The sequence below is a fragment of the Fundidesulfovibrio terrae genome (assembly GCF_022808915.1).
GTDB classification, from domain to species: domain Bacteria; phylum Desulfobacterota; class Desulfovibrionia; order Desulfovibrionales; family Desulfovibrionaceae; genus Fundidesulfovibrio; species Fundidesulfovibrio terrae.
This window is the reverse complement of sequence record NZ_JAKZFS010000002.1, coordinates 397,230-410,204: the sequence shown is the minus strand read 5'-3', so window position 1 is coordinate 410,204 and position 12,975 is coordinate 397,230. Positions and strand designations below refer to the sequence as shown.

The 12,975-nt window shown below is 66.5% G+C and carries 10 protein-coding genes; all 10 read left to right on the top strand.

Annotated elements, in window-relative coordinates; translation table 11 throughout:
• Position 1: 1 nt before the first annotated feature.
• The 10 genes from ML540_RS09010 to ML540_RS08965 all read left to right on the top strand — a co-directional run bounded on the left by ML540_RS09010 (position 2) and on the right by ML540_RS08965 (position 12,972).
• A complete protein-coding gene (locus tag ML540_RS09010) occupies positions 2-2,203 on the top strand; it encodes an ATP-dependent helicase (RefSeq protein ID WP_243360132.1) in 2,202 nt (733 codons plus the stop codon).
• On the top strand, positions 2,200-4,230 hold the full coding sequence (locus tag ML540_RS17950; protein WP_243360131.1) for a SpoIIE family protein phosphatase: 2,031 nt from the start codon (positions 2,200-2,202) through the stop codon (positions 4,228-4,230). The genes ML540_RS09010 and ML540_RS17950 overlap by 4 nt, the downstream gene beginning before the upstream one ends.
• On the top strand, positions 4,230-4,475 hold the full coding sequence (locus ML540_RS09000) for a hypothetical protein (RefSeq protein WP_243360130.1): 246 nt from the start codon (positions 4,230-4,232) through the stop codon (positions 4,473-4,475). The genes ML540_RS17950 and ML540_RS09000 overlap by 1 nt, the downstream gene beginning before the upstream one ends.
• Before the next feature lie 75 nt (positions 4,476-4,550).
• Positions 4,551-4,949 (top strand): response regulator, encoded by a 399-nt coding sequence (locus tag ML540_RS08995; RefSeq protein ID WP_243360129.1) that lies wholly within the window; start codon positions 4,551-4,553, stop codon positions 4,947-4,949.
• A gap of 142 nt (positions 4,950-5,091) precedes the next feature.
• Positions 5,092-5,859 carry a M15 family metallopeptidase gene (locus ML540_RS08990; protein WP_243360128.1) on the top strand — a complete coding sequence of 256 codons (768 nt, stop codon included), beginning with the start codon at positions 5,092-5,094 and terminating at the stop codon, positions 5,857-5,859.
• Between the two features lie 208 nt (positions 5,860-6,067).
• Positions 6,068-6,769, top strand: a complete 702-nt coding sequence (locus ML540_RS08985) for a CerR family C-terminal domain-containing protein (RefSeq protein ID WP_243360126.1) — start codon at positions 6,068-6,070, stop codon at positions 6,767-6,769.
• Positions 6,770-6,784: 15 nt separating this feature from the next.
• Positions 6,785-7,978: an MFS transporter gene (locus ML540_RS08980; protein ID WP_243360123.1), complete on the top strand. Its 1,194-nt coding sequence runs from the start codon at positions 6,785-6,787 to the stop codon at positions 7,976-7,978.
• 204 nt (positions 7,979-8,182) lie between these two features.
• Positions 8,183-10,846: an ATP-binding protein gene (locus tag ML540_RS08975; RefSeq protein WP_243360121.1), complete on the top strand. Its 2,664-nt coding sequence runs from the start codon at positions 8,183-8,185 to the stop codon at positions 10,844-10,846.
• Positions 10,847-11,193: 347 nt separating this feature from the next.
• Entirely contained in the window at positions 11,194-11,991 is a 798-nt protein-coding gene (locus ML540_RS08970; RefSeq protein WP_243360119.1) for a 2-amino-3,7-dideoxy-D-threo-hept-6-ulosonate synthase, read from the top strand.
• Positions 11,992-12,000: 9 nt separating this feature from the next.
• Positions 12,001-12,972: a 3-dehydroquinate synthase II family protein gene (locus tag ML540_RS08965; protein ID WP_243360117.1), complete on the top strand. Its 972-nt coding sequence runs from the start codon at positions 12,001-12,003 to the stop codon at positions 12,970-12,972.
• Positions 12,973-12,975: the final 3 nt, after the last annotated feature.

Here is a 12,975-nt window from a genome sequence, read left to right as displayed (position 1 = left end):
CATGCCCATTGATTTCAAGAGCCAGTTGAACCCCGCCCAGCTCGAGGCCGTGATGACCACGGACGGCCCGGTTTTGGTCATCGCCGGAGCGGGATCGGGCAAGACGCGCACCCTGGTGCACCGCCTGGCCAGGCTCGTGAGCCTGGGCGTTGAGCCCTCCTCCATCCTTCTGCTCACCTTCACCCGCAAGGCCGCCCAGGAGATGCTCCACCGGGCCGAGAAGCTTCTGGGCATGGCCCTGGGCGGGGTGCAGGGCGGCACGTTCCACGCCTTCTCCTTTGCCACGCTCAGGCGCCACCCTCAGGCAGCCGGATACCCCGGCACGCTGACCATCATGGACCGGGGCGACGCCGAGGAGGTCATGGGCCACGTCATTTCCGACCTGGGGGCGGGCAAGGGCGACAAGAGCTTCCCCAAGAAGGGCTTCGTGCTGGAACTCGTCAGCAAGTCGCGCAACAAGGAACTCTCGGTCCACGAGGTGCTCTCGCGCGAGTCCTACCAGCTATTGCCCCATGCCCAGGCCCTGGAGGAAATCGCTGACGAGTACCGCATCTACAAGGAAAACCACGGCCTGCTCGACTACGACGACATGCTCTTCACCCTGGAGCGGGCCCTGGTGCGGAACCCCGACCTTTTGGAGCAGCTGCGCGCCCGCCACCGCTACATCATGGTGGACGAATACCAGGACACCAACCTGGTCCAGGCGAGGCTGGTGAAGCTCCTGGCGGGCGAAGCGGGCAACGTCATGGCCGTGGGCGACGACGCCCAGTCCATCTACGCCTTCCGGGGTGCCAACGTGGAGAACATCCTCTCGTTCCCCCGCATCTTCGAGGGTACGCGCATCGTGCGCCTGGAGCAGAACTACCGTTCCACCCAGCCCATCCTGGACCTGACCAACGACATCCTGCGCCACGCCAAGGACCGCTTCGACAAAAACCTCTTCTCCGAGCGCCTGGACGGACCCAAGCCCGAGATCGTCAAGGCGTACTCCGACCAGACCCAGGCCCGCCTGGCGGTGGAGAAGATCCGCGAGTTCAGGCGCACCTACCTGCCCTGCGAGATCGCCGTGCTGTTCCGGGCCGGATACCAGTCCTACGGGCTTGAACTGGCGCTCAACAAGGAGGGCTTCGCCTTCCAGAAGTTCGGCGGCCTGCGCTTCTCCGAGGCGGCCCACGTCAAGGACGCCGTGGCCTACCTGCGCGTGGTGCACAACCCGCGCGACGTGGTGGCCTTCAAGCGTGTGCTGACCCTGGTGCCCAAGGTGGGCGAGAAGACGGCCCTCAAGATCGCGGCCGCTGTGCGCGACGGCGACCACGGCTTCATCGAGGCCCAACGCAAGAAGAACGCCGGACTGCACGCCCTGTTCGCCTTCCTGGAGGAACTCCGATCCGATCCGGGGGGACCGGCGGCCCTGCTCGAGCGGGCCGTGGTCTTCTACACCCCCACGCTCACCGCCGTGCACCCCGAGGACTATCCCCGCCGCCTGGCCGGGCTCGAACAGCTGGGGCAGATCGCCGCGTCCTACGCGCACCTGGAGGCGTTTCTGGCCGACCTGGCCCTGGAAAACCCCGAGGAGGAACGCAAGGGCGTGCGCGAGGACGCTGTGGTGCTCTCCACCGTGCACTCGGCCAAAGGCCTGGAATGGCCCGCCGTCATCATCCTGGACATGGTGGACGACCGTTTCCCCTCCCGGCACGCCCTGGCCCGGCCCGAAGACCTCGAAGAGGAGCGGCGGCTTCTCTACGTGGCCTGCACCCGCGCCAAGGACCACCTGACCCTCTTCGTGCCCGGCACCGTCTACAACCGGGCCGGCGGCGGCTCCCAGCCGGCCATGCCCAGCCTCTTCGTGCGCGAGCTGCCCCGCGAACTCTACACCGAGCTGCGCGAGACCTTTTCCGGCGCCCTGGCCCGGCCCGGCGCGGCGGACGACGCTCTTCAGATGTCCTCCACTTCGGCTTCCTTTTCCGCCGCCCGCCGCGAGGCTCTGGCCGAGACCACCCGCCCCCTGTCCGAACCTCTCGCCCCGCCGCAGTTCACTTCCTCCCCCGAGGCCTCCGGCAACGGCTCCCTGGGCTTCTGCCGCCACCGCATCTTCGGCCGGGGCAAGATCGTGGCCCGCCTGGGCGACGGCAAGTCCCGGGTGAACTTCCCGGGTTTCGGCATGAAGGTCATCCTGGACGAATACCTGGAGATGGAGCCGTGAGCGTCCGGGCCAAGCTGTTCCTCCTGCTGCTGGCCCTTTCCGTGCTCCCCGTGCTTTTGCTGCGCCTGAACGCCCAGCACACCCGCGAGGAGCTGGCCGAGGACCTCGTCCACCGCACCCAGCACATGCTGGTGGCCAAAGCCAAGGCCCACATGCGCCTCATGGTGGAGGACCACGCCGAGCTGTGGCGGCGCGAGGGCCTGCTCCTCGAACAGACGCTCAAGATCCAGGCCCTGGAAGTGGAGAAGGCCATCGCCCGCAAGACGCCGTTGGAGCTCACCGGGGCCTACGTCTTTGCCGCACCGCTCTCGGAGATCAAGATCCAGGGACAGATCACGGTCTATGAGGACGGCACGGCGGCCTCCACGGGACCGTCTTCCGGAGGGGGCTCTTCGGGATCGGGCGGACCGGCTTCCGGCGGACAGCCCCGCATGCCCCGGCGTTTCGACGGGCGCGAGTCCTTGTGGTACCGCCTGGCCATGCGCGAGAAGGGCATGGTCTGGACCGCTCCGGTTATCGACCCAGTGACCAAACGGGTGGGCATCACCCTGTCCACCCCCGTGAACGACCCCTCGGGAAAGCCCGTGGGCGTCACGGCCCTCAACGCTCCGCTGTCCGTGGGCGGCCCGGCCAGGGAGCATTCCCTGGCCGTTTCCGAACGGATGAAGACCTACATGGTGGACTACCGTGATCCCGACTGCGCCACCAAGGGGCTGCGCATCATCGGACAGGCAGGGGCGGAGGAAGAGGTTGAGGACGGCACGCGAGGCCCGGGTTCGGCCCACCATCTGGGCATGATGGGGCTTTCCACTCCGCGCAGGCTTGCCCCCGACGACATGTCCGAGCTTGCCCTGGTGCTTGAGGACCTGGGCAAGGGGATGAGCGAGGTCCGTCAAGCGGAGATCGGGAACAAGGATTACATCTGGGCCTACGCGCCCTCGGGCGTGCGCGGCCTGGCCCTGGTGCTGGTGGCCCCCAAGAGCGACGTCACCGCCGACGCGACCCTGGCGTCCACATACATCGAAACCCGTTTCGCCGAACAATGGCGGGAAACCCTGTCCATCTTCGCGGCCGGAATCGCCATCGTCACCATGGCCTCTTGGCTCTTGTCGCGCTCGCTGACACGTCCTGTCATGGATCTTTCGCGGGCGGCGTCACGCCTGGGCGAGGGCGACTTCGAGGCCCGCGTGGAGCCCTCCGGCGGACGCGAGATGGAGGAACTGGGCCGGGTGTTCAACTCCATGGCTCCCAAGCTCAAGGACTTCACCCGCCTCACCGCCGCCATGGCCCTGGCCAGCGAGGTCCACCGCCGCCTGATTCCGGCGGGGCTGCCCGCCATAGCGGGCATGGACATGGCCGCCGCCAGCGTCTCCTGCGAGGAGGTGGGAGGAGACTCCTTCGATGTGATCCCCGCCGCCCACGGCGAACCGGAAATCACGGCCATGCTGGTGGGCGACGTCTCCGGCCACGGCCTGGACGCTGCCCTGCTCATGGCCACGGCCCGGGCCTTCCTGCGCATGGGCGCGGGCCAGCCCGGCGACGCCTCGGACGTGGTCGCGGCCGTCAACCGCCTGCTGTGCCTGGACACGGGCGGGTCCGGCCGGTTCATGACCCTTTTCTACCTGGAAGCCGCCCCCGGCCGGGGCCGCATGCGCTGGGTCCGGGCCGGGCACGATCCGGCCATCCTCTACTCCCCGGCCCGCGACGCCTTCGAGGAACTGGGCGGTTCGGGCATTCCCCTGGGCGTGGTGGAGGACCGGCGTTTCGAGACTTCATCGCGCGCCTGGCTCGCCCCCGGGGAGGTGCTGCTCATCGGCTCCGACGGGCTGTGGGAGGCGCGCGGCCCGGACGGGTCCATGTTCGGCAAGGAGCGCGTGCGCGAGGTGCTGCGCCGTTCATCCGGGCTTGCCGCCAAAGAGGTGCTGGACGCGCTGTTTCAGGCGCTGGACCAGTTCAAACAGGGCCTGCCTGCCGAGGACGACGTGACTCTCCTCGTGCTCAAGGCCGCCCCCAAGGAGGATGCCTGATGGCCGCCACGGAAAAGGATGCCAAATTCCTGTTCTGCCCGCTCCTCACCACCCCCGACGGCAAGATGCGTTTCTGCCAGGGCGCGCAATGCATGATGTGGCGCTGGGCGGGCGACGAAGAAGGGGAGGCTGCCCCGGGCTTCTGCGGCCTGGCCAGCGCCCCCGTGGCCGCATCGCGCCTGGCGCGGGCTGGGGGCTTTCTCGCGGCCGCCCCCAAGAAGGATCCGGACAACCCCTTCGGATAGTCCGGCCGGGGCAGGCGGCCCAGCTTTGACACCTTCGCCCCGAAATTGTATGAGCGCGCGGCCGGAGAGTCCCCCATGCGCGTGCTCATAATTGACGATGACCCAATCAATCTTCTGTTCCTTTCGGAAATCCTCGGTCCGTTCGCCGAGGTGGACTCGGTTTCGTCCGGCCAGGACGGCGTGGACTCCTTCGAGCGCGCCCTGGCCGAGGGCAACCGTTACGACGCCGTGCTCGTGGACATCCGCATGCCCGGCATGGACGGCCACCAGACCCTGCAGAAGATCCGGGGCATCGAACGCGACGCAGGGCTCAGGACCGAATCGGAAACCGCCGCAATCATGGTCTCGGCCATGAACGACGCCCAGAACGTCAACCGGGCCTTCTTCCAGGGCGGGGCCATCAGCTTTCTTTCCAAGCCGGTGGACCCGGACCTGCTCCTTGGCGAGCTTCGCAAGTTCGGCCTGCTCGGCTGACGCCTCCCTGTCCCTGCGCTTCCCCATGCGCATATCCGGCCGGGACCGGAAAAGAACGGTTTCGGTCCAGGCGGATGTTGCACCGGCCCGGCGATGGCTGTAGGGTCCCGGCCGAAACCGCCGCATTCTTCCGGGAGGCACCATGCGCCTGAAGATGCTCATCGCCCTGATCCTGCTCGTTCTGACCCCGGCCCTCGCGGCCAGGGAATTCGGAGTCCTGCCCCGGGGATTCGTCTCCCTGCGCGAGGTGGCCCCGGAGATCGTCCAGGACATGCGCTACCACGGTTGGCACAATTTCCTGGGCCGTCCCGTGAAGGGGTACGACGCCCCGGAATGCATCCTTACCATCGACACCGCCAAGGCCCTCAAGGCCGTGCAGGACGAGCTCAGCGCCTCCGGGCTCGGGCTCAAGGTCTACGACTGCTACCGCCCCAAAAGAGCCGTGGAGGACTTCTGGGTCTGGAGCAAGAATCCCGACGACCAGCAGGCCAAGGCCGAATTCTACCCCAACGTGGACAAGAAGGACTTCTTCGACCTGGGCTACGTGGCCAAGAAATCCGGCCATTCGCGCGGCTCCACCGTGGACCTGACCATCGTGAACCTGCCCTACAAAGAGGGCGAGGCCTTCACCCCGGGACAGGAGCTCGTCCCCTGCACCGCTTCCTTTGACTGGCGCTTCAAGGACGGCTCCCTGGACATGGGCACCGGCTTCGACTGCATGGACGAGCTCTCCCACTCCCTCTCCACGGCCATCCCCATGGTGGCCCAGGAGAACCGCATGCTCCTGCGCAAGATCATGGAAAAGCACGGTTTCTCTCCCTACGAGCAGGAGTGGTGGCACTTCACCCTCAAGAAAGAACCCTTCCCGGACACGTATTTCGATTTCCCGGTGTCGAGCGCCCGGCAGTAGCCGGGGAGGACCTGCGCGGGTGCGGCGGAGAGGAAGCCTCCGGCGGCCAAAGGGGCGAGCCCCTTTGGAATCCCGCTTGGGGTGGAGGATCGCGCGCGAGGGGAACTGCTGGTTTGACGCCGTATTTTCAATCAAATGATTGACTAATTTTATTCCCATGCCTATCCCTCTGCCTGCGACGAAACGCAACGCAGAGGAGTGACCATCCATGCCTTTATCCCAGCCGGATCAACAGGACCGGCGCCTCGAGCGGGGCCAGCGCACCCGGGGCCGCCTCGTGGAGGCCGGGCTCAAGCTCTTCGCCCTGAAAGGGTTCGAGGCCGTCTCCATCCGGGAGCTGGCAGCGGAAGGCGAGGCCAACGCCGCAGCCATCAGCTTCCATTTCGGGGGCAAGGCCGGGCTCTACGCAGCCGTGGTGGATCACGTGACCGCCCATCTCGCCGGAGTGTACCGCCAGGCCCTGGAACCGGCCGCGTCCCTGACCGGGGACGTCCCTCCGGACGAGGCGGCCTCGGCCGTGCGCGCCATGGTGGCCCGCCTGATCGAGGCGCTCTTGACCACTCCCCGGTCGCGCTGGACGAGCCTTCTTCTGCAGCGGGAATTCATCGACCCCACTCGAGCCTTCGAGCGCATCTTCAGCCAGGCCCTCGAGCCCGCCCTGGACGCCTTCGCCCGGGCGGTGGAGGCGGCCGGAGGCGCGACGCGCGGCAGCCTGGACAACAAGGCCCTGGCCTTCGGGATCTTCGTGCTGGCCAGCGCCTACTCCCGCAGCCGGGCTACCTTCCTGAAGTGGTCCGGACGCCTCGAATACGCGCCCGGCGACACGCGGGAACTCGGCCGCATCGTCTCGGATTTCGTCCTCGGCGGCCTGGCCGGGTCCACCCGCCCGGGCACGCCGCACACACTGTAACCACCGGTTCAGCACATGACCTCGCACCCCCGGCAGCAGCGCCTGTTCTCGTTTGATTTCATCGCGCTGTGCCTGCTCATCTTCTTCACCTACTGCAACACCACCGTCTTCTACAGCCTGGACGTCTACCTGGGCCAGCTCGGCATCGGGCAGCAGTGGCGAGGATTTCTCATCGGCAGTTCGGCCCTGGCGACCATCGCCTCCTACCTGCTCGGGAGCGCCCGCATGACCGTGAGGAGCGCCGTGCCCTGCGCCTGCGCCGGAGCGCTCGTCTTCCTGGCCTGCGGCGCGGGATACCTCTACGCCCGCTCCCCCCAGGAGCTCCTGGCCCTGCGCCTGGCCAACGGGGTGGGATTCTACCTGCTCTCGGCCTCGGTCATGACCCAGCTGGTGCGCATCATCCCGCCCGAACGCAGCGGCCAGGCCTTCGGGCTCTATTCGGTGGCCATCCTGCTGCCCTATTCGGTGGTCCCGGCCGTGTTCGACGCCCTGGCGGGCGAGAGCGGCTCCCTGGCCCACGGCTACATGGTCATGTCCCTGTTCCTGGTCCCGGCCCTGGCGCTCATCCTCTTCATGCACGTGAAAAGGGGCAGGGACCAGGCGGAGGCCGTCCACTCCGCGCCCATGAACTTCCGCGACATGTGGGCCAACGCCGCCAGGCCCCCCGTTGCCCTGCTGCTTGGCATCATGACCCTCTACATCACCACCTTCTCGTCGGTGTTCTTCATGGCCAAGGGATTCTTCCAGGCGCGCGGCTTCGAGCACGTGGGCATGTTCTTCACCATCCAGATGCTGTGCATGATCGTGGTGCGGCTTCTGGGCAACCACCTGTTCGACCGGGTGCGCAAGGTCGGCCTGATACGGGCAAGCTTCGCGCTCACGGCCGCAAGCTGCGTCCTGGCCGCCCTGGCCCGGGACCTCCCCACGGTGTACGCCTCCGCCCTGGTCATGGGCCTGGGCATGGGGGTGGGCACCCCGGCCATGAGCTCGCTGGTCTTCAGCATCTCCGAGCCCAGGTTCAAGGCAGTCAACTCCAACCTGGCCACCATGGCCCAGCAGCTGGGCGGATTCTTCGGCCCCATGCTGGGGGCCGTGGCCGTGCACCATTTCGGCTACACCGGCTTTCTCGCGCTCGGGGCGGCGTCCTGCGTGCTGGCCCTGGCGCTGTGCGAGGTGTTCGCCCGCAAGCGGATGGACCGCCGGCCCTGACCGCGCGGTCTCTCCGCGCCATGCGGGTTGGACCGGCGCTCCGGAAAATTTGCATATCCGTTGCGCCCGGGCCTGGGGGATGATAGGAAATGATGCCGTCCTTGGCTTTGAACACAAGGCAGGTGTTTCGTCGAACAAGAGCCGCCAGAGAAGTTCCCGGCGACCTTCAGGCGCGGCCCCCGGGCCGCGCCATGAGGAGTGGATGTGGGACGAATCGATGCAGCACAGGCTTCCGTCTTGCGACTGTTTTTCGCGGTCCTGATTCCCTTCGCGGCCTTCGCGGTGCAATGGACGTTCTGGGCAGCCATCAAGCCGTACGTGTGGTTCCTGTTCTTTCCCGCCGTCTTCTTCAGTTCCTGGGTCGGTGGACTGCGGGGAGGCCTTGCGGCCACGGCGGTATCGGCCCTGCTGGTGCTGTATTTCTTCATCCCGTCGGAGCATTCGTTCGTTCCCTCCGATCCCGTAAGCTACATCTCCATCGCCATCTTCCTGGGCCTCGGCGTTCTCTTCAGCATCTCCCACGAACGGCTGCGCCTGGCCAACAAACGCGCTTCGGACGCCCTGGAGGCCACCAGGCGGGGCAACACCCGCCTGCAGGAGGCCAACGACAAGATCACCCAGCTTTACCAGCGCACCAGGGAACTCGACGAACTCAAGACGCAGTTGTACGCTAACATAAGCCATGAACTGCGCACCCCCCTGACCCTCATCCTGGGGCCCCTGGAGAAGATGCTCGAGGCCCCGGACCTCCCCGCGCGATTGACCCGCGACCTGGACGTCATGCAGCGCAACGCCCGCCTCCTCTACCGCCACGTCACCGACCTCCTGGACGTGGCCAAGCTCGAGGCCGGGCGCATGTCCATGCGCTACGCCGAGCTGGACCTGGCGTCCCTGACCCGGCTCACGGCGTCGCTTTTCGAATCGCACACCATGAACACTCGCGTGTCCTTCACCCTGGAGCTTCCCCGGACGCTCACAGCCCAGGTCGACTCGGAGAAGGTGCAGCGCATACTGGTCAACCTGCTGTCCAACGCCTTCAAGTTCATCCCTCCCGACGGCAAGGTGGAGCTCTCACTGGCCAGGGAGGACGGACACGCCGTCTTCCGGGTGCGCGACAACGGCCCCGGCGTTCCCGAGGCCATGCGCGCAAGCGTGTTCGAGCGGTTCAGGCAACTGGACGGCGGTCCTGGCCGAAAACGCGGCGGCACGGGGCTCGGATTGGCCATCGTCAAGGAATTCGCCGAGCTTCATGGCGGCTCGGCCGATGTCGCCCCGGCCGAGGGCGGCGGAGCCCTGTTCACCGTCAGGCTTCCCTTGGCCGCTCCGGCCGGTGCGGTGGTGGACGCACGCCCGGTCTACCTCGACAGCAAGCTCGCGCAAGAGGCGCCTGGGAGCGCCGAAGCAGCCGACGCCGCCCCGCGGGACGGCCTTGGCTCACTCGAGCCCGGCGCGGGGCGCGACGGGCTGGTGCTCGTGGTCGAGGACAACCCGGACATGAACGGGTTCATCACCCGGACGCTCGCCTCCAGTTGGAGGGTCATCAGCGCCTTCGACGGCCGGGACGGCCTGGAAAAGGCCCTGCGCTACCGTCCGGACCTGATCGTGAGCGACGTCATGATGCCCGTCCTCACCGGCGAAGGCATGGTTCGCGAGCTCAGGCGCCGCCCCGAGATGGTCGACGTGCCCATCATCATGCTCACAGCCAAGGCCGACGAAGCCCTGCGACTGTCCCTGCTCAAGGAAGGCGTGCAGGACTACATCACCAAACCGTTCTCCAGCGAAGTGCTGCTGGCGCGGGTGGACGGCTGCATGAAGGAGCGGCGCAGGCATGCGGCCGAACTGACGGAGACCCGGAAGCGGTTCCAGGCCACCTTCGAGCTGGCCGCCGTGGGCATGGCCCAGGTGAGCGTCGAAGGGCGCTGGATACTGGTCAACCAGAAGCTGTGCGACATCGTGGGGTACTCTCGGGAAGAAATGTTCGGGATGACCTTCCAGGACATCACGCACCCCGACGACCTGGCTTCCGACCTGGACATGGTGGGCAAGGTCATATCCGGAGAGATCAAGACCTACTCCCGGGAAAAACGCTACATCCGCAAGGACAAGAGTTCCGTCTGGACCAACCTCACCGTGGCCCTGGTGCGCGACGCCTCGGGAGCGCCGGGCTATTTCATTTCCGTGATCGAGGATATCCAGGCCCGCAAGGACGCGCAGGAGGCCGTCAACGATTCCCTGCGGGAAAAGGACGTGCTGCTCAAGGAAATCCACCACCGGGTCAAGAACAACCTCCAGATCATAACGAGCCTCATAAGCCTGCAGTGCGCTGGAATCTCCAATCCCGGCGAGCTCGAACGGGCCGAGCGGCTGGAGTGGCGCATCAGGTCCATGGCGCTCATCCACGAGCAGCTCTACGGCGCCGCCGACAACTTCGCCTCCATCGACATGGCGGAATACATCGAAAACCTAGCCGGAAAACTGGCTGCGTCGTTCTCCGGGCGCAACGGGAAAGTGCGGCTGCACATCAACGCCGCCCCCACCTTGCTCGGCATCGACAAGGCCGTGCCCTGCGGCCTGCTGGTGAACGAACTGATCACCAACGCCTTCAAGCACGCCTTCGACGCCAGCCGGGGAGGAAACCTGAACATCTCCCTGCACAAAAACGGCAGCGAGGCGCAGCTCACGATTAGCGACGACGGGCCGGGGTTTCCGGAAGGATTCGACATCCGGGATTCTCCCTCCCTCGGCGCCCAGCTGGTAAGCGAGCTGGCGCGCCAGTTGGGAGGAACGCTGCGGACGGACAACGCTCCGGGCGCGGAAATCGAGGTGCGCTTTCCCCTGGGGAAAGCGCGCCGCGAAAGCATGCTCTGAGCCGTGGCGCGGCAGCCGGCGTCCCGAAACGGGTCGGCGGCGGAAGCCGGGGGGGACGAGGCGTTTTTCCGATTTTGCACAAATTGAGCCTTGACAGCTCAGCGGCAGGGCGCGTACCTACTCTGCCCATGCAGACCCCGAACCTTACCTCTGGCTTCTACTTTTGGTTTTACTTTTGGTTTAGCCGCGCCAGCGGTATCGGGAGAGGTGCACGTTAACCTGACAAGTTGACCGAAACCACACCGAGGGCCGCTGGCGATAAGCCGGCGGCCCTCTTCGTTTACCAAAGGTCCGCCGGTCAGAAGAACGCAGGATCCGGCCCCGGCGCAAACCGCAGGAGAGTTCACATGCTCATCGGAAAAGCCGTCAGACTCGAACGCATCTTCAACCGCAACAACAACCGCACCATCATCGTGCCCATGGACCACGGCGTGACGGTGGGCCCCATCGACGGCCTCATCGACATGCGCGAGACCATCAATCAGGTGGCCGAGGGCGGGGCCAACGCGGTGCTCATGCACAAAGGCCTGGTGCGCTGCTCCCACCGCAAGCGCGGCCGCGACGTGGGCCTGATCATCCATCTCTCCGCCTCCACCACCATCTCGCCCTTCCCCAACGCCAAGACCCTCGTGGGCACCGTTGAAGACGCCCTGAAGCTCGGCGCCGACGGCGTGTCCCTTCACATCAACCTGGGCGACGAAACCGAGCGCCACATGCTGGAAGACTTCGGCCACGTCACCTCCACGGCCAACGAATGGGGCGTTCCGGTGCTGGCCATGGTCTACGCGCGCGGCCCCAAGGTGAAGAACGAATACGACCCCGACGTGGTGGCCCACTGCGCCCGCGTGGGCCTGGAACTGGGAGCGGACGTGGTCAAGGTGCCCTACACCGGCGACATCGAAACCTTCGCCAAGGTCTGCGACGCCTGCTGCATCCCGGTGGTCATCGCGGGCGGCCCCAAGCTCTCCAACGTGCGCGACCTCATCACCATGGCCCACGACTCCGTCCAGGCGGGCGGCTCCGGCCTGTCCATCGGACGCAACATCTTCCAGTTCGCCCAGCCCTCCCGCCTGGTGCAGGCCCTGCACGGCGTGGTGCATCTCAACTGGGAAGTGGAACAGGCCATGGAACTGCTCAAGGACTAGGTGGATACAGTGAAACAGGTTTGGTTCAACGCAATACCCTTCGACAAGAAGCTGGTCACCCTGGCCCTGGAGTCCGGCGTGGACGCCGTGATCACCGACGAGAAGCACGCCGAGGCCGTGCGCGCCCTGGGCCGGGTGGAAGTGCTCACCCCGGGCGACGTGGTCCGGGTGGAACTCAACTCCAAGGCCGACGAGGAGACCGCCACGGCAGCCCTCAAGGCGGGCGTCAAGACCGTGCTGGGCCTGGGCTGGGAGATCATCCCGGTGGAGAACATCCTGGCCCAGTCCACCGGCCTTGGCGTCGAAGTGGCGGACCTCGACCAGGCCCGCCTGGCCGCAGGCATCCTGGAGCGCGGCGTGGACGTCATCGTGGTACTGCCCCAGGCGGCCGGGGACCTGAAAAAGATCGTGGCCGAGGTGAAGCTCTCCCAGGGCAAGGTGGCCCTGCAAAAGGGAGTGGTCACCTCCATCAAGTCCGCCGGGCTGGGGCACAGGGTGTGCGTGGACACCATGAGCATGCTCAAAAAGACCCAAGGCATGCTGGTGGGCAACTCCAGCGCCTTCACCTTCCTGGTGCACGCCGAGACCGAGTCCAACCCCTACGTGGCCGCGCGGCCCTTCCGGGTGAACGCCGGAGCCGTGCACGCCTACGCGGTGATGCCCGGCGACAAGACCAACTACCTGGAAGAACTGGCCTCGGGCGACGAGGTGCTGGTGGTGTCCGCCTCGGGGGACACTTCGCTGGCCACCATCGGCCGGGTGAAGGTGGAGATACGGCCCATGCTGCTAGTCACGGCCAAGGTGGGCGACACGGAAGGCGCGGTGTTCCTGCAGAACGCCGAGACCATCCGCCTGACCCGCCCGGACGGCGAGCCGGTCAGCGTGGTGAGCCTCAAGGTGGGCGACGAGGTGCTGTGCAAGGTGGACCAGGCCGGGCGCCACTTCGGCATGCGCATCAGCGAAGAGATCAAGGAAGGCTAGGCC